Source organism: Bradyrhizobium sp. 14AA (assembly GCF_054185205.1).
In genome coordinates this window covers 65,099-83,163 of record NZ_JAVAYM010000009.1, presented here as the reverse complement: position 1 = coordinate 83,163, position 18,065 = coordinate 65,099, and the positions used below count along the sequence as shown (strand labels likewise).

The following is an 18,065-nucleotide window of genomic DNA, read 5'->3' as shown; positions in this document are numbered from 1 at the left end:
AAGAAGCGGCGTCCGTCAACGCGTTCCCTTCCCCATCATCCGCGCCGCGAGGGCGGCGAGCGGGGGATGGCGCCGCAGGCCCTGCGCGGCATGGTCGCGCGATGCGAAAGGAACGCCGCGCCAGGACAGCGCGACGCTGACATCGGTCAGCGCGACCTTCTCGGCGCCGAAGCGGCGCTTGTAGTCCTGGTTACCGATGCTGAGATCGAAACGGCGCACGCCGTCGGCATGCAACGCCGCCATGGTGCGCTCGGTGACCAGCAGCCCCGGCGAGCAGCTCGACCATGAATCGCCGGCGTGACTGATGCGCAGGAGGAAATAGGTCGCGCCGTGTCTGACGCCAAGCGCGGTGGCGATGATACCCTCATCGCACACCAGCGCCGAGATGACGGCATAGCCTTCCGCAACACCCCGGCGGGCGACATCGCGATAGAACCTTGCATGCGTCTCGTCGTTGAGGACGAAGCGCGAGCCGAGCTTCTGCATGCGCGCCTGCTGCTGGACATCCATCACGTCCAGCAGCTCATGCGCACGCGCGACATCGGTGGCGATCTCGAACCTGGCGCCTTCGTGCCGACTGAAGACGCGCCAGCAGCGCGGCATCTGCATGCGCTTGATCGAGGCCTGGTAGTCCTCGTAGTCGTCGCCCGTCAGCACCAGATTGCCGTTGAGCGAGCTGGATCCGATCCGACCGAGCGCCACCAGCGGATTCGGTTTGCCGCCGATCTGGGCCGGCATCTTCCTCAGGCGCAGCAAATCGAAACGGTCGGGCAAGGCGCGCAACGCCTCGACCAGCGCCTTGCCGATCGCATCCATCGCCGCCGCATCCAGCGCGGCATCGAGCGCCAGGATCGGCGCGTTGTTGTCGGAGACGCCGAAATCGGCGAACTCGACGACGCGGATGCCGCGCCTGACATGGCTGACCATCGGCACCACCGCGATGTCCCTGCCGGTCGCGGCATCGGAGATCACGGCGATCAGCGGCGCGAGGTCGCCAAACGCCTCGTACCAGGCACCGAGCCAGTAACCATGCTGGAAAGCGATGCGATGCCCGGCGTTCAGGCGCGATGCGGCGTGCCGCCAGTCACGCGTGAAATCGACTGCGATTTCCGACGTGCTGGACACAAGATCGTCTGATTGCTCGACGCTGAGAAACGTCATCCGCGGGGCTTACGATTACTGAATGTTTCCAGATAGATTATGTTTTGCCGGCGACCACAAGTGACGTCGCTGCTTATCGTTAAGCCGATGACACTAATTGCCGCTCCGGCTGCGACAAGCTGTCAGCCCTCCGGTTCCGTCTGCGCGACGCATTGGAACCTGGCCAGGAAATGCAGGCCGGCCACCGCGAGCGCGAACATGAACCAGATCGGACTCTGCCGTTCGAGCAGGAACGTCTCGGTGGCCCCGTAATACAGGCCGAACAGCCAGACGGTCAGGAACAGCTTGGCCATCGCGCTGCTCCGGTTGTGAGCCTGGGCCGACTGGAAATTACCGAGCGGTGCGAGCACGAAGACGAATATCACGAGCATCAGCCCCGGCAGGCCGATGGTGACCGCGAGATCGAGGTAGCTGTTGTGGCTGTGCGCCGCGCTCGTCGCCCATTCGGAACCTTGGGCTGTCTGCCGCGCGGTCACATCGTCCCAGAAGGCCGCATAGCCGTGACCGATGATCGGCTTTTCGGCGACGGCTGCGATCGCGAACTCCCAGATGGCGGAACGGCCGGTGAAGGTGGGGTCGAGGGGGAGCAGCCGTGTCATCGTCCCGAGCGCCGGGCTCAAGACACTGCCGACGGTGAGCAGGTTCATCACGACCAGCGGCACGAAGCAGATGATCCGCTTCAGCCACAGGCTCGGCGTCACGTAGACCAGCGACGCGAGCGCGTAGATCGCAAGGCACAGCACCGACGAAGTCTTGCCGCCGGTGAAGATCAGGAAGATGCCGGCCAGTGCGGCAATCGCCGGTCCCATCACGAACGCGCCGACCGCGGAGAGGTAGATGCCGACATAGACCAGGATGGTCATCACGGGCGAGGCGACGTTCTTGTGACCGAAACTGCCGCGCCAATCGCCGGCGAGCTGCGGCTCGGTGACGTCGAGCGCGGTGTGGACCGAATATTGCGGAGCCAGGAAGACACCGAGATAACACAGCACGAGCAGCACGAGCGCGGAGGCGCCCAGGCACAGGTTGAAGCTGCGTTGCGTCGGCGGCAGCAATGGCAGCAGCACGGCGAGCGATGTCACGCTGGCCGCGAGCACGAAGCGCTGGATCGAAACACCGCGGCTCTCGGAAAATACGATGTTGATCAGCAGCCATCCGACGAGGCAGAGATGCAGCGGGGTCACCAGGCTCTTCAGCGCGGGCGCATCCGTGGCCGCGACGAGCAGCACCGCGACCGCGGCCAGCAGGCCCCAGGAGATATAGGTGAGCGCCATTCGTCCGCCGCCGACATTGGCGATTTCCTCATTGCGCAGATCGGGAAACGGATCGAGCGTCACCAGCACGAGAAGCAGGGCCGCCACGGCAACGAGGCAGCGCGCCGCCCGCGCGGCATCGAGCCCCGCAAGCCCATCGCGCAGGACGTGGCCGAACGATCGAACCTCGACGTCAGTCATGTCAGCGGCGCTGCGATCCATTGGCTCAAGGCCGGTGGTGAAGCCGGCGGAGGCTCCGGTCCTACCTCATCCGCGTTAACCCTCCGTCAACCAGCATGCCGGAGATGACCGGCATCTTCTGCAGCCGAGCAACCCTGCCGCACTCCTTCCTATTTGCGACGGGCTTGATGCTGCCGACTTAACGCTAATCCGCGAAACCGGCAGCGCGAGCAGCCTTGCCGGCAACGATTTGCCGGTAATGCGGGTATCATCCGCCCTCGTCGAGGCTGCGATCGCTGGCAGCTCGGCAGATGAGCCCTGGTTAACAGATCCTTAAAGACGAGCCGCCGCTTGATCACCGCCGACGAGATCCTCGAACTACCGGCCAGCGCACGCGTGACGGCGCCTGCGCGCGTCCCGCTCCAGGTCGGCTCGCCCACATCGGTGTCCGTCGTCATTCCTGCCAAGAACGTCGCAGCCTATGTCGGCGAGACCCTCGCCAGCGCGCTCGCGCAAAGCGAAGTGACCGAAGTGATCGTCGTGGACGACGGTTCGACCGACGACACGATCGCGATCGTCCGCGCCACGCGCGACCCGCGGCTGCGCCTGATGAGCAACGATTCCACCGGCGTATCGGCCGCGCGCAATCTCGGTGCCCGGCATGCGAGCGGCCAGTGGCTACTGTTCCTCGATGCCGACGATCGCCTGCGGCCCGGTGCGGTGGCGGCGCTGCTCGCGACGGCGCGCGGCGCTCCGCGCGCGGTTCTCGTCTACGGCGACTACAATACGATCGACAGCGAGGGACGGCAGATCGGCCGGCGCGCCCTGCTGAAGGCACGCCGCAAGCCGTCCGGCGACGTGCTGGCGCGGCTTGCCAGCGGCAACTTCATCGTCAATGGCGGTATCGCGCTGGCGCGCGCGGAGGCCTTCCGCGCCATCGGCGGCTTCGATACGTCGTTGAGATATTGCGAGGACTGGCATTGCTGGTGCCGCCTTGCCGCGATCGGCGAGTTCGAGTTCGCACCGAAGCTTCTGCTCGACTATCGCCTGCACACCGCCAATACCATGAACGCAGCTGTGCGGACGCCGCAGGACTTCTTCCCGGCGATTGCGCGGGTGTTCGATGACGGCTTGATCATGGCGAGATTGCCCGAGGGCATGGCAGCCGGGCTGCGCCGGGCCGCCGAGGTTCATCTCGTCACCTATTCGGCGATGCAGGCCGTGCGCTTCGGCCGATATCGCGAGGCCTTGGCCTATCTCGGGATGGTCGGCCGGCGCTCGCTCAAATCGCTGCCGCGCGCCACGGTTAGGGTCGCCCTCGCCGGCTTTGGCATCTAGCCGGTCGGCTACTGCCTCAGGTGATCTTCGAGGCCTCATAGGGCTTCGGCTCGAGACCGAACGCCGCGAGCATGGAGCCGAGCGCGACCAGCGCGGGATGCATGGCGACAACGGCCTTCGATGTCGCGAGCAGACGAGCGGAGCGTAGCAGTGACAGCGGCAACCTTCCCAGCATCTGCGCAAACACGCCCGCGCGCGCCGGCGCGCTCCGCGCCGCCTTGTACTGTACACGATAGTTGATAGCACCGATCCGCAGACCACGCTTTGCGATCCAGCCGAGGCTGGTGCGGTTGTGCGGCACGGTCTCGGTGATGACGGCTTCCGCCGTCCAGTGGAACGTCATGCCGGCATCGCGGCACCGCACGAAGAAATCGCAATCGCCACCGCCGAGAAAATTGAAGCGCAGGTCGAACGCAGGGCGGTCGAACCGTTCGAAGGCGGCGCGCGTGATCAGGCAATTGCCGCAGCCATAGATCAGCGGCACCGCGCCGCTGTAATCATAGGCGGGACGAAAGGCGGGATGACGCGAAAGCCAGGGCTTGCTGTCGTCCTCGAACACCGGCAGCACCGGCCCGCCGACCACGTCCGCGCCGGTCGCCTCCGCGGTGCGGACCATCAGCTCGAGCCAGTCGGGCGAGGCGATCTCGTCGTCGTCGATCATCAGGAAGCGGGTCGCGGCGGGAAACAGCGCCTGCGCCGTCTCGAAGGCGGCGTTGATCGCCTGGCAATTGCCTTGCCGCTGCTCGACGAGGCAGATGCCCTGGAGCCTGCCGGCGGCCAGGTACTCCGCGGCAACCGGCGCGCTCTCGCGCCGTACGGCATCGTTCTCGACCATGACCACGGCGAAGGAGCGCGGGGTGCGCTGGCTGGCCAGCGAGTCCAGCGTCAGCCGCAGATGTTGCGGGCGGCGGAAGCAGGGAATGCAGACGACGATGCCGACCGACAGGTCGATGACGCGGGAGCTCGCCGCGATCTCCCGGTTGGGATCGCGCACGGCATCCGAGATACGCGTGGCGGACAGGTCTGTCGGGATCAATGTCATGACGTTCTAGATGTCCGAGATATGTTGAAAAAGCCCTGCTTCGGTCCCGCGGATCGTCACCGTCCCGGGACGGCACATCGCCGCGAGACGGTTGCGTCCCAAAATGAACGGCCGGCCGGAGACGCGTGCCGGCGCCAATCACCGATCTCCCGGCCATCCCGCCGCAACACCATCGCCTGACCGCTTTCGCGCGCCTCTCCTGCGAAACCTTGCGCGCGTGAACCTGCAATTCACGGTCCACTGCGCCGACAACGGACCAACATGGACGATGCCGTAGTTAACGCCCTTGCGCATTAACCCGGCCGTAAGCACCGCGACCGGTGAAGCGACGCGGCATCAGATTTGCTCTTCGAGCATGCGAGATTTTTCCTGTAAATTTGAGTCGAACAAGCGCGGTCCAAAAACATGAACAAGCCAGCGACGATCGATTTCGCGACAGCCACGGCGATCAAAATCCCCGCGGCCACTACCCCCGCCCAGGCGCTGCACGATCTGGTCCCCGGCGAAGCCCGCGACAGCCTGCTCGCCGTCCACGACGTGCTGCGCCGCGAATTGCCGCAGGGCCCGCTCGCCATCTATGAGGCCGGCGGCGGCTCGTGCAGCGTTCTGCCGCCGGAATTGCTGAGCCGCAGCAAGGTCACCGTCGTCGACATCGACGAGGATCAGGTCCGCAACAACACCTATGCGGACGAGGCGATCCTCGGCGACGTGCAAATCTACAATTTTGGCCGAGAAACCTTCGATCTCGTGATTTGCTACAACGTGATCGAACATCTGCCTCATGTCGATGCCGCACTCCTGAACTTCCGCGACGCGCTCAAGCGCGGCGGCATGATCCTGATCGGCGCGCCCAATCCACGCTCGCTGTCCGGCGTCGTCACGAAGTACTCGCCGCACTGGTTCCACGTCTGGTTCTACCGCAACATCCGCGGCATCAAGGATGCCGGCCTGCCCGGCGAGCCGCCGTTCCCGACCTTCTTCCATCCCCTGGTGACACTGCCGCGGCTCGAAGCGTTCGCGGCGGCTAACGGCCTCGAGATGATTTACCGCCGTGAGGTCGAGAGCCCGCGCTATCCCGAGATGCGCCGCCGCAAGCCGCTGTTCGCGGCCCTGGTCGACGCCGGCGCCGCCGTGCTGAACGCCGTGCTGCCGCGCGGCACCGACGTCCGCCGCGGCGATTATCACGTCATCCTGCGGAAGAGCTGACGACCATGGCGCGCGCGCAGCCGATTCCAGGCCGAGCGAAGCTTCGCGGCCACGCTGCGCGCGGTAACGAACCGTTAATCTCTGGGGGAGCTCGGCGTCCTGAGCGTCACAACGACGCGACGAAACGGGGCGTGCGCTTAAACGCTTTGTTTGCCATTTCGGTGAATAGTCCCTCAATGAGTATGGTTAATTTTCCCTGTTGCGTTGATTGGGCACCTATATCGCGGGTGCGTGGCGTAAAGCGAAGAGTAACCCCTCAGCCCGCTGCAGTTGGAATGAAAGCTGGGGATCATGCTGGACTATAACCAGCCGATAGATCGAGCGAGACCAGAGGCTCCGCAACCGCGGCCCCAAGCCGGCTTCAGCGCACTGGAGCTGGTCAATCTGCTGTGGCGGCGAAAGATCGCGATCGCCGCGGCCGCGCTCCTCGGCGCAACGCTTGCCGTCGCCGTCGGCAAGAGTCTGACGCCCCGCTACACCGCCACCGCGCAGCTTTACGTCGACCCGCGCGAGCTTCAACTCGTCGATCGCGAACTCACGCCGCGCGCGCAGGACGTCTCGGGCATGTCCATGGTGGTGGAGAGCCAGGCGCGCCTGATGACCTCCAACAGCGTGCTGCTTCAGGTGATCCAGCAGGCCGGTCTCGACAAGGATCCGGAATTCGGCGGCGGCGACGCCAAGAGCCTGATGTCGTCGCTGCTCGGCCTGATCGGACTTCAGCCCAGCGCGCCCTCTGCCGCGGAGAAGAAGGAAGTGCAGCTTGCGGCGCTCGACGCGCTGAACCGGCACATCACCATCCGCAAGACCGAGAAGAGCTTCATCGTCGATATCGAGGTCTGGTCGACCGATCCCGCAAAGGCGGCGATGCTCGCCAACACGCTCACCAGCACCTACCTCACGGAATCCCGCAACTCGCAGGCGTCGGCCGCACGCCGTGCCACCAACGATCTCTCCGGTCGCCTCAAGGAGCTGCGCGAGCGGCTGCGCAACGCCGAGACCGCGCTCGCCACCTACAAGGCCCAGAACAATTTCGTCGGCACCCAGGACTCGCTGATCAGCGACCAGCAGCTGTCCGCCAGCAATCAGCGGCTGTCCGCCGCCCGCGCGGCGACGATGGATGCGCAGGCGCGGCTCGACCAGATCGAAGCGAGCCGCCGCACCGCCGCCGATGCCGGCGCGATTCCGGAAGCGCTGCAATCGCCGACCATCGCGAATTTGCGCGCGCAATACGCCGACGCACGCAAGAAATATGCGGAGCAGACCGGCGAGCTCGGGCCGCGCCATCCGGCGCTGCGCCAGACCGAGAAGCAGGTCGAGGATCTCAAGCGCACCATCAACGAAGAGATCGACCGCTTCGCCCAGTCCGCCAAGAACGATTTGACGCGCGCCCGCGACTATGAAGCCTCCCTCAACCGGGCGCTGGAGGCCCAGAAGCGGCAGAGCGTCCAGCTCAGCCAGGCCGCCGTCCGCCTGCGCGAGCTGGAGCGCGAGGCCGATGCCAGCCGCGACGTCTATCAATCATTCCTCAAGCGCTCACGCGAGACCGAGGAGCAGGAAACGCTGAACACCTCGGCGGCCCGCGTCATCGGCGAAGCGACGGTGCCGCAGCGGCGCTCGTTTCCGCCCGCGATGAGCCTGTTCGCCATGATCGGCTTGATCTTCGGCGCACTCGCTGCGTCGAGCTGGTTCGTCGCGGTCGAGCTCCTGTTCGCCGGCGCGACGGCGCCGATGCCCACGCCGGCCCGTCCGCAGCGCACGCCGGCGCCGGACACCGCACGAGCCCCGCAGATCCCGCGGGCTCCCGAGGTCGTTCAGCCCGTCCAGGTTTCGCCGACCCCGGAGGTGGCGCAAGCTCTGCCGGAACTCGCGGCGCCATCGCTGCAACCTTCGATGCCCGAAACGCCCCTGATCGAAAAGCCGCTGATCGCGCGCCTTCAGGAGGCCGACGTCATCCACACACTCGGCGCCATTCTCGCCACCGGCGGCGGCGTCGATCTGACCCGGCTGGGTTGGCCGACGCTGCGCCCCGGCTTTCCGCTGACGAGCCTGCTCAACGCCTGGCGCGACATGCGCACTGCCGTGGCCCGGCGCGCCGGCGGCAAGGCGATGCCGGTCGTCGCGCTGGTCGGAAGTGGCGAGACCACCGGGCGCAGCGTGACCGCGCTCAATTTTGCGCTCGCGGCCGCGCGCGACGGCGCCCGCGTCCTGATGATCGATGCCGACCATCGCGCCCACTCGCTCTCCAACAAGATCAACCGTCCCGGCAAGAGCGAGCCGAGCAGGCACGGCTGGCTCTCGATCGGCAGCAAGGCCGCGCGCGAGATCAAGACCGTCAACGGCATCTCGGTGCTGCCGGCCGCCGACGCCGATGCCGGCAAGGCGACCGAGGCCATTCGCAAGGCGATCGCGCAGGCGCGCTCCGCCGGTGGCTATGACCTCGTGGTGCTCGACGGTCCCGTGACGCCGCTCGCGGCCGCAGCCCGCAAGCTGCTCGACGATGCCGACGCGCTGGTGGCGGTGCTGCCGACCAGCCTCGACATCAACGACGGCCTGGAGGAGATCCTGAGCACGCTCGGCCGCGCCGAGTGCAAGCTCGTCGGCGTCGTGCTCGACGAGCTCACCCCCGCAACCCAAGCGCGCCAGCGAGGCAGACAATATGCTTGAGCGCCGCGTCAACCTGGACGGCCGGGCCGCAACCGCCGACGTGCCGCGGACCACCGTCGGCGGCCTTCGCATGGCCGCGCTCGACCTGGAAGCGACCGCCGATTTCATGATCGAGGCGACCGATCCGCTCCACCGCATCGGCCGTCCGCTGTTCCTGACCTCGGCCAATGGCGAGGTGCTGGCGCGCTGCTCGACCGAGCCGCAGACCGAGCGCCTGTTCCGCGCCGCCGACCTGATCAACGCCGACGGCCAGCCGCTGGTGGCGGCCTCGAAGCTGCAATCCTGGTTCCCGCTGCCCGAGCGTGTCGCGACCACCGACCTGTTCCACGTCGTCGCGCGCAAGGCGGAAGCGCTGGGCCGTACCTTCTACATGTTCGGCGCCAGCGAAGCCGAAAACGTCATTGCGGTCGAGAACGTCCAGAAGGCGTATCCGAGCCTCAAGATCATCGGGCGCAGCCACGGCTATCTGCGCGGCGATGCGCTGCGCGCGAAGGTCGAAGAGATCAACGCGCTGGCGCCGGATTATCTGTGGGTTGCGCTCGGCGTACCCAGCGAGCAGGCCTTCGTCGAAGAATACACGCCGCTGCTGACGAATGTCGGCGTCATCAAGACTTCCGGCGGCCTTTTCAACTTTCTGTCGGGCAGCCGGTCCCGCGCGCCGCAATGGATGCAGAAGATCGGACTCGAATGGGCCTGGCGCACATGGCTCGAGCCACGCCGCCTGTTCTGGCGCTATTTGACCACCAACCCCCGCGCGCTCTATCTTCTCTTCAGCCGCAAGCGGCGCTTCAATCGCTGAGAGAGGCCGGGTTAAGGACATGACCGACCGACCGATCGTCCTCGTCACGGGAGGCGCGGGTTACATCGGTTCGCACGCATGCCGCGCGCTGACCGCCGCCGGCTATTTGCCCGTCGTTTTCGACAACCTCTCGACAGGTCATCGCAGCTTCGTCGCCGGCCCGCTGGTGACGGGCGACCTGCTCGACGGCGCCGCGTTGGCGCGTGTCTTCGCCGACCTCAAGGTCACGGCGGTGATGCATTTTGCGGCGGCCAGCCTCGTCGGCGAATCCATGACCGACCCGCAGAAATACTACATCAACAACGTCCAGGGCACGCTGTCGCTGTTGCAGGCGATGCGCAACGCGGGCTGCCATCGCATCGTGTTCTCCTCGACCGGCGCCGTCTACGGCAACGCCGATTCCAAGGAGCTACCGGAGGACTTTCCGTGCGCGCCGATCAATCCCTACGGCGCGTCGAAGTGGATGATCGAGCGGATGCTCGCCGATTATCGCGCGGCCTATGGCTTCGGCGCGTTTTGCCTGCGCTATTTCAACGCCAGCGGCGCCGATTCGGCCGGCGGCATCGGCGAGCTGCGTGACAACGAAACCCATCTCATTCCGCGCGCGATGATGGCGCTCCAGGGCCATGTCGACTTCGCCGTGTTCGGCGACGACTACGACACGCCCGACGGCACCGCGATCCGCGACTACATCCACGTCACCGACCTCGCGGCGGCGCATCTCGCCGCACTGAAGCTTCTGGAAGAAGGACACCCCGGCGGCAGCTTCAATCTCGGGTCCGGGTCGGGCTTTTCCGTGCGCGAGATCCTGACCGCGATCAGGCAGGAGACCGGGCGCGAGGTACCGCACACCGTCAAGCCGCGCCGCGCCGGCGATCCCACTTACCTGGTCGCCGATCCCTCGGCCGCGCGAAAAGTGCTGAACTTCGTGCCGCGTCATTCCGACCTGCCGACGGTGATCCGCACCGCCTGGGCCTGGCACCAGAAGGCCCATCCGCGCAAGGCCCGTTAAGCAACCGTAACACCCGTACCTTGCCTGCCGTGCCTCCAAACGGCTAGAATGGACATTCGCTGCCGCCGTTGACGCATCGCCGACGGCCGCACTACCGGCATGGCCGACGACGATGTCGGCATGCATGGCTCGGCCATTTGCACGAGCCGATTTTTCCGAGCGTCAAGGCCACGATCAAATCCGCCTGTCGGCCTGCCATCGGATGTGGATTCAAGGAGTATCGACCGCATGCATCAGGCTGCACGCCTGGAGTTCGAGCGCGTGATGGAGGAGTTCGTCCGCTGGCATGTCGTGCCCGAGGACGAGCGTTCGCCTGCGCCTGCCTGGTGGTGGGGGCCTGCCATGGCGGTGGTCGACGACCAGGAGCCGATGAGCTGCACATGGTGTGCCGAACTCGGATTGAACGAGGGCACGAGCTTCGCCGACGGCGCGCGCACAATTCTCGCATTGTTCGTCGAGCAGACCTCGCTGACGGGGCCTCAGGATTTTCCGAGCAAGGCCGAGGGCGGAGAACATGACGTCCGCGAACTGCACCCGCAGCCGTCAGACGACAGCGCGTTTCAGCCGTGACGCCGCAGCTTCGGTGGCGGCAAGATCCGGCTCCGGCTGGAGCGGCGGGGCGATAGGCAGGACCATCGGCCGCAGCAGCTCCGCCATCTGCCGCGCGGGCAGCGGCTTCGAGATCAGGAAGCCCTGCATCTCGTCGCAGCCATGGGTGCGCAGGAACGTTTCCTGCTCGGCGTTCTCGACGCCTTCGGCGACGACGGTCATGCCGAGCGCCTTGCCCATGCTGATGATCGCCTGTGCGATGGCCTGATCCTCCGAATCCTGCGGCAGATCCCGAACGAAGGAGCGATCGATCTTGATGGTGTCGATCGGGAAGTGCTTCATCAGCGACATCGACGAGTAGCCGGTGCCGAAATCGTCGATGGCGAGGCGGATGCCGCGGCTCTGGATGGCGTCGAGCACCTTGAGCGCGCGTCCGACGTTGCGCATCATCATGCTCTCGGTGACCTCCAGCTGGAGCAACACCGGCGACATGCCGGAAGCCGCCAGCGCCTCGTCGACGTCCTGCAACAAATGCTCGTCGGCGAACTGCCGTGGCGACAGGTTGACCGCCATCGACACCGGCAACAGGCCGCGGCGCTGCCAGGCCATCGCCTGCGCGCAGGCCTCCCTCACCACCCAGCGGCCGATCGGCACGATCAGGCCGGTTTCCTCGGCGAGCGGGATGAACTGAGCCGGCGAGATGTTGCCGAGATCGGGATGCGTCCAGCGCAGCAGCGCTTCCACGCCGGTGATCTGGCCGGTCTCCATGTCCACCTTGGGCTGGTAGTTCAGCGAAAACTGCTCGCGTTCCAGCGCCCGGCGCAGCGCGCTCTCCAGCGACAGCCGCTCGATCGATTGCGTCGTCACTTCCTTGGAGAAGAAGCGATAGCCGTTCTTGCCGTCTTCCTTGGCGAGATACATCGCCATGTCGGCGTTCTTGGTCAGCGTCTGCGCGTCGGAGCCGTTGGCCGGATACATCGCGATGCCGATCGACGCCGTGGTGTGGCACTCGTGCCCGGCCAGCTCCATCGGCTCGGCGAGCGCCGTCAGCAGCCCGGTCGCGATGCGCTGGACGTCGTCGATCTCGCCGCACTGGTCGAGGATCACCACGAACTCGTCGCCGCCGAGCCGCGCCACCACGTCGCTGACCCGCAGCGCGCCGCGCAACCGGTTCGCCACCTCGAGCAGAAGCAGGTCGCCGGCTTCGTGTCCCAGCGAGTCGTTGATGACCTTGAAGCGATCGAGATCGATGAACAGCACCGCGAAGCGGTGATCGTGGCGCCGCGCCTCGTCGATCGCCTCGCGCAGAAGCCCGTTGAACGTGTCACGGTTCGGCAGGTCCGTCAGACTGTCGTGCGAGGCAAGATATTCGATTCGCTCGTCCGCCTCGTTCTTGGCGTCGGCGCGATCGAAATTCTCCATCGCGAAGGAAACGTTGTCGGCGAGGCGCTGCAACAGCTCGACGAACTCGCTGGTGAAAGAGTCCTTCTCGGTCGACATGTAGATCATGACGCCGACAGGCTGGTCGTGGGCGATAAGCGGCAACGCCGCGCCCGATCGCGCGCCGTCCCCGCGAACGATGGCATGGAAGGCGCTCACGCGCTGGTCATTGAGATAGTCGTTGATGATGCACGGCTGTCGGGTCCGAAACGCCGTGCCAGCCATCCCCCGACCTTCAGGTCGCTCAGCGTCGACCGAGAGGCGGACGTTACGCGTGGTGTCAGACGACGGTCCAGCGCTGGCGACGATCTCGAGCTGGTCGCTGTCGGCGCTGGCAAGCGCAATGGTCGTCGAGGTGAACTTGGCGCCGTTCGACGCCGCGAGACAAACGAGCTCAAATAGCTCGGCGCGCGACTTCGCCCGCATGATCGCTTCATTGGTCGCGCTCAGTGCCGCGAACATGCGCGTCAGGCGCTCTTTCTGCGCCTCGGTGCGGGCCTTTTCCTCGGCGCGCTCGAAATTGTCGAGCGCGAACGACACATTCTCGGCAAGCCGGCCCAGCAGCTGGATGAGATCCGGCGTGAACGTGCCTTCGTCCGATGAGAGGAACAGCAGCACACCGATCGACTTGCAACCGTTGCTGAGCAGCGGGAAGCAGGCGCCCGATCTGGTGCCCTGGATGCGCGCGATCTGGTGCCAGTGCGCGGTGCGCCTGTCGCTGAGAAGCTCGTTGGCGACGCAGGGCGCGCGCGTGCGGAAGGAGGTACCGGTCAGCCCGCGACCTTCCGGGTCGCCGGCCGACGTCGAGAACCGCCATTCCTTGACCTGATAGCAGCTTTCGCCCTTGGTCATGGCGATGTCGAGGTAGTGCCCCGTCGGGTCAACCATGGCGATGGTCGCGGAGGAGAAGGTGCCGCCCAGCACCGCCGCCTCGCAAACCACTTCGAACAATTCGGCCCGGGTTGTCACCCGCATGATGGCTTCATTGGTCGCGCTCAGCGCCTCGAGCATGCCGCGGAGACGATTACGCTGCATTTCGGCCTTGGCCTTCTCGTCGGCGCGGTCGAAATTCTCCAGCGCGAAGGCGACATTGGCCTGGAGCTTGCGCAGCAGCTCGACGAATTCGGGCGTGAAGGTGCCGCACTCCGGCGAGTTGAACAGAAACACGCCCTCCACCCGGTCGCCGTTGAACAGCGGCAGCGCCGCGGAGGAGGCGATGCCGGTGCGGCGGGCGCTGGCGTGCCACGGCGCGATGCGGTCGTCGGCGAGCACGTCGTTACTGACAGCGGGCTGGCGCGTGCGAAAGGCGGTACCGGTCAGCCCGCGCCCTTCCGGCACTTCATCGGACGTCGAAAACTTGAAGCTGCGAACATGCTCCGCATTCGGTCCGTAGCTGGCGACGACGCGCAACAATTCGGCGGGCTGGTCGAGCAGTGCGATGCTGGCCGAGGTGAACTTGGCGCCCTTCGCCGTCGCTTCGCAGACGAGCTCGAACAACTCGGAACGCGACCGCGCGCGCAGGATCGCCTCGTTGGTGGCGCTGAGCGCCGCATACATGCGTGCCAGACGCTCTTCTTCCGAAGCGATCCTGGCTTTCTCGGCCTCGCGACCAAAATTCTCGATTGCGAACGAGACGTTCTCGGCCATGCGCAGCAACAGCGCAACGATCTCCTCGTCCTTGGCCCAGGAGCGGCTGATGAAGAACAAGAGCACGCCGACACTTTCGCCGTGCCTGATCAGCGGCGCGACCACGCAGGCGGCAACGCCGGTGTTGACGTTGGCCTGCTCCCACGGCGAGCCCTTGGTACGGCTGGCGAGGTCGTCCTCGACGATCGGCTTCTGCGTCCGGAACACCTCGCCGGATATGCCCCGGCCGTAGGGATTCTCCGGATCGATCGAATAGCGCGCCTGGGTGATCAGCTCGAGGTTCTGTCCGGTGGACGCGACCGGGCTCATCCAATGCGAATCCGGCTCGCGGAGCAGCACGATGGTCGCCAGCGACTTGCCGCTGTGCACGGAGGCATCGCACACGAGCTGGTACAGCTCATGCTCGGTCTTGGCGCGCAGGATGGCTTCGTTGGTGGCACTGATCGCGCCGAACATGCGGTTGAGCCGCCGCGTCGCCCGCTCGCTGGCCTGCCGCGCGCTCTCGCGCCCGAAATTGTCCAGTGCATAGGAAATATTGGCCGACATGCGCTCGAACAGCGACACCATCTGCTCGTTCAGCGAGTTGGCTTCGCTGCGGGTCACGTACAGCACACCGACGCTCTTGCCGTTGCAGAGCAGCGGCAGCGCCGCAGCCGCGCCGATATGGGCCTTGGCCGCGCCCTCGCGCCACGCCAGCGAGCGCGGATCGTTCAGATAGTCGTTGCTGATGCACAGCTTCTGATCGCGAAACGCCTCGCCACCGACACCAGATCCTTCCGGTGTTCCGGCTTCCGTCGTAATCTCGATCGAGCGCAGTCGCGGAATGTCGTCACCGCAGCCGGCCGCAAAACGCAGCCGTCCGCCATCCGATCCCACCAGGAACACGGCGACGGCCAGAAAGTCCCCGCTCGAAAACCCGGCGTCGCAGACCTTCTGGTACAGCTCGTCCGGCGATTCCGCGTAGAGAATCGCTTCGTTAATGGCGCTCAACGCCGCAAAGGTGCGCGCGAGTGTCGTCGGCACGATCTCAACTCCCGGGCATTTCTGCCTATTTCTCCCGGGTGACTTTATGAACGGTGACCGCCTAAGTGGTCGTTATTGCGCGCAGCAAACCGTCGATCAAAGTGAACGAGCTGCGAACAACCCGCGCCAAACTATCGAAAATACCGCCGCGCGGCATGAATCTCCGACCAAAGGCGCGTTCTCTTTACGAATTTGCAGCCCTGTGTTGGTTTACGGGAGATTGATATCGCACCTCGGCTTTGAGACGATGGCACCCAACGAGCAGCCCGTTAAGGGCACCAAGTCGAGGGAACGCCATGCCGATCGTCAAGGCCGACCGCCTCACGCGCGTCAGCGCTGCGCTGCTCCGTGCCGCCGGGGCTTCCGAGGAGGAGGCTGACGCGGTCGCCATCGGTTGCGTCAATGCCAACCTCGCCGGCCACGATTCCCACGGCGTGATTGCCGTTCCCACCTATATCGACCGCATCAAGGCCGGCCACATCGTTCCCGGCGCCAAATGGTCCATCGTCCAGGAATCGCCGACCACGACCGTGATCGACGGCCATTGGGGTTTTGGTTTCCACGTCAACGCCAGGGCGATGGCGCTGACGATCGAGAAGGCGAAGACGGCCAACCTCGCCGCCTGCACCGTGTTCCGGCAAAGCCATGTCGGCCGCCTCGCCGCCTATCCGCTGATGGCAATGCGCGAAGGCATGATCGGGATTGCGACCGCCGATTCGGGGCGCTCGCCGAAACACGTCGCCCCGTTCGGCGGCAAGGAGGCGCGGCTCGGCACCAACCCGATCTCGATCGCGGTGCCGTCCGATCTCGACGCACCGTTCTACCTGGACATGGCGACCTCGGCGGTCGCGGCCGGCAAGATCCAGCTCGCGGTCGCCCGCGGCGAGGAGATTCCGACGGGATGGATCATCGATGCCGATGGGCGCCACACCACCGACCCGACCCAATATCGCAAGGGCGGCGCGCTGCTGCCGCTCGGCGGCACCGAGGGCTACAAGGGCAGCGGCCTTGCCGCCATGGTCGAGGTGCTGTGCGGCCTGCTCACCGGTCTCGGCTTCGGCGTCGAACCGACGGGCCGGCACAATGACGGATGCTTCATGGCTGTGTTCAACGTCGCAGCGTTCCGCCCGCTGAAGGAGTTCAAGCGCGAGGTCGCGGAGTTCGCGCGCTATCTGAAATCGACGCCGCCCTCCGAGGGCAGCAAGGGCGTCTACTATCCCGGCGAGATCGAAGGCGTGCGCGAGCAGCAGCGCCTGCGCGACGGCATCGAGATCGAGGATGCAACCTGGGAAAAGCTGCGCGCGCTGGCGCGCGAGTACAGGCTCGACACCGTGCTCGATCTGGCTTGACGCTATCAGGAGAACGGCAGCATGACGCGGCAGATGGTACTGGTCGGATTCCTTCAGGCACAGAACTGCACGAATTTGCCGAGCTCCTGGCGACATCCGGACTCGCGCGACGACTCGATGTCCGCAGATTACTATCAGGAGATCGCAAAGATCCTCGAAGCCGGCAAATTCCACATGGCCTTCTTCGACGATCGCCTGGCGATGCCGGATCGCTATGGCAACGACCACGCCCACACCGTCGAATACGGCATCCGCTGCGTGAAGATGGACCCGCTGATCGTGCTGACCACGATGGGCATGGTCACCTCGAAGCTCGGCCTTGGGGCGACCTGCTCGACCACCTATTACGAGCCATTCGACGTCGCCCGCCGCTTCGCGACCCTCGACCTGATGTCGGGCGGACGCGCGGGCTGGAACGTCGTCACCTCGCTCAATGACGGTGAAGCGCTCAACATGGGCCGCGACTCCCATCCCGAGCACGATTCCCGCTACGACAAGGCCGACGAGTTCATGGAGGTCGTGCTCGGCCATTGGGACACCTGGGAGGACGGCGCGCTCATCATGGACAAGACGAGCGGCCGCTTTGCCGACCCGGCCAAGGTGAAGCGGCTCGATCACAGGGGGCCGGCTTTCAAGTCCCGCGGGCCGTTCACCGTGCCGCGTTCGGAGCAAGGCCATCCCGTGATCATCCAGGCCGGCGCGTCCGGCCGCGGCCAGCGCTTTGCCGGGCGATGGGGCGAGGTGATCTTCACGGCCGCGCGCAACCTCGCCGCGGCCAAGGACGGCTATGCTTCCGTGCGCAACGAGGCCGCGAAAGCCGGCCGCGATCCCGACCAGATGTTCCTCTGCAATCTGACGACACCGGTCTGCGCCGCGACCAAAGCCGAGGCCGAAGACAAGATGGCGCTGATCAACAAGCTGCCGCTCCAGATCGACGCGCTGTCCCTGCTCGCCGAAGCGCTCAACTACGATTTCGCCTCCAAGGATCTCGACGAGCCCCTGACGACGGAGGAGCTCAAGAGCATGCAAGGCATTCTGGGCATCCGCGACGGCGTGCTCAAGAATTCGGGCAAGAGCAATCCGAGCGCGCGCGACTTCGTCACCTTCTCGGGCCGCGGCCAGGTCCAGGATGCGATGGTCGGCGGTCCCAAGGAGATCGCGGACAAATTGGAAGAGATGTTCGTCGAGCGCGGCTGCGACGGTTTTGTCATCGCCGCGACCTACGTGCCCGGTTCCTACGGCGATTTCGTGCAGCATATCGTGCCGGAATTGCAGCGCCGCGGCCTGTTCCAGAAGGAGTATCGCGGCAAGACGCTGCGGGACAATCTCGGGCTCAAGCGGCCGGCGGCGGGCGCCTGGAAGGTGCAGCCGCGCGATGCCGCGGAATAACAGCAAGGACAAA

Annotated in this window: 12 protein-coding genes; 8 read left to right on the top strand and 4 right to left on the bottom strand. The window is 65.7% G+C overall.

Features of this window, described 5'->3' with window-relative positions; genetic code table 11:
* Positions 1 to 15: 15 nt before the first annotated feature.
* Positions 16 to 1,161, bottom strand: coding sequence for a GNAT family N-acetyltransferase (locus RAD15_RS18030; RefSeq protein ID WP_458179484.1), 1,146 nt, complete (start codon positions 1,159 to 1,161; stop codon positions 16 to 18).
* A gap of 122 nt (positions 1,162 to 1,283) precedes the next feature.
* Positions 1,284 to 2,636, bottom strand: a complete 1,353-nt coding sequence (locus RAD15_RS18025; RefSeq protein ID WP_458179483.1) for an O-antigen ligase family protein — start codon at positions 2,634 to 2,636, stop codon at positions 1,284 to 1,286.
* Positions 2,637 to 2,945: 309 nt separating this feature from the next.
* Here RAD15_RS18025 and RAD15_RS18020 point away from each other — a divergent pair, with 309 nt between their 5' ends.
* The gene (locus RAD15_RS18020) at positions 2,946 to 3,932 is read left to right on the top strand and encodes a glycosyltransferase (RefSeq protein ID WP_458179482.1); all 987 of its coding nucleotides are present in this window, start codon (positions 2,946 to 2,948) and stop codon (positions 3,930 to 3,932) included.
* Positions 3,933 to 3,948: 16 nt separating this feature from the next.
* Here the strand turns inward: RAD15_RS18020 and RAD15_RS18015 are convergent, their stop codons facing one another.
* Complete coding sequence (locus tag RAD15_RS18015) at positions 3,949 to 4,974, bottom strand: glycosyltransferase family 2 protein (RefSeq protein ID WP_458179481.1); 1,026 nt, start codon at positions 4,972 to 4,974, stop codon at positions 3,949 to 3,951.
* Positions 4,975 to 5,379: 405 nt separating this feature from the next.
* On the opposite strand from RAD15_RS18015, the gene RAD15_RS18010 reads away from it, so the two are divergent.
* The 5 genes from RAD15_RS18010 (at position 5,380) to RAD15_RS17990 (ending at position 11,225) form a co-directional block, all read left to right on the top strand.
* Complete coding sequence (locus RAD15_RS18010) at positions 5,380 to 6,180, top strand: methyltransferase (protein WP_458179480.1); 801 nt, start codon at positions 5,380 to 5,382, stop codon at positions 6,178 to 6,180.
* Positions 6,181 to 6,471: 291 nt separating this feature from the next.
* Complete coding sequence (locus RAD15_RS18005) at positions 6,472 to 8,844, top strand: exopolysaccharide transport family protein (protein ID WP_458179479.1); 2,373 nt, start codon at positions 6,472 to 6,474, stop codon at positions 8,842 to 8,844.
* Positions 8,837 to 9,643: a WecB/TagA/CpsF family glycosyltransferase gene (locus RAD15_RS18000; protein ID WP_458179478.1), complete on the top strand. Its 807-nt coding sequence runs from the start codon at positions 8,837 to 8,839 to the stop codon at positions 9,641 to 9,643. The genes RAD15_RS18005 and RAD15_RS18000 overlap by 8 nt, the downstream gene beginning before the upstream one ends.
* Positions 9,644 to 9,662: 19 nt before the next feature.
* Positions 9,663 to 10,655, top strand: a complete 993-nt coding sequence (galE, locus tag RAD15_RS17995) for a UDP-glucose 4-epimerase GalE (RefSeq protein WP_458179477.1) — start codon at positions 9,663 to 9,665, stop codon at positions 10,653 to 10,655.
* Positions 10,656 to 10,883: 228 nt separating this feature from the next.
* On the top strand, positions 10,884 to 11,225 hold the full coding sequence (locus tag RAD15_RS17990; RefSeq protein ID WP_458179476.1) for a hypothetical protein: 342 nt from the start codon (positions 10,884 to 10,886) through the stop codon (positions 11,223 to 11,225).
* Here the strand turns inward: RAD15_RS17990 and RAD15_RS17985 are convergent.
* Positions 11,199 to 15,314 carry a bifunctional diguanylate cyclase/phosphodiesterase gene (locus RAD15_RS17985; RefSeq protein ID WP_458179475.1) on the bottom strand — a complete coding sequence of 1,372 codons (4,116 nt, stop codon included), beginning with the start codon at positions 15,312 to 15,314 and terminating at the stop codon, positions 11,199 to 11,201. The genes RAD15_RS17990 and RAD15_RS17985 overlap by 27 nt on opposite strands.
* Before the next feature lie 296 nt (positions 15,315 to 15,610).
* On the opposite strand from RAD15_RS17985, the gene RAD15_RS17980 reads away from it, so the two are divergent.
* Both RAD15_RS17980 and RAD15_RS17975 read left to right on the top strand, forming a co-directional pair.
* Positions 15,611 to 16,663, top strand: coding sequence for an Ldh family oxidoreductase (locus tag RAD15_RS17980; RefSeq protein WP_458179474.1), 1,053 nt, complete (start codon positions 15,611 to 15,613; stop codon positions 16,661 to 16,663).
* Positions 16,664 to 16,684: 21 nt separating this feature from the next.
* The gene (locus RAD15_RS17975) at positions 16,685 to 18,052 is read left to right on the top strand and encodes an LLM class flavin-dependent oxidoreductase (RefSeq protein WP_458179473.1); all 1,368 of its coding nucleotides are present in this window, start codon (positions 16,685 to 16,687) and stop codon (positions 18,050 to 18,052) included.
* Positions 18,053 to 18,065 lie beyond the last annotated feature (13 nt).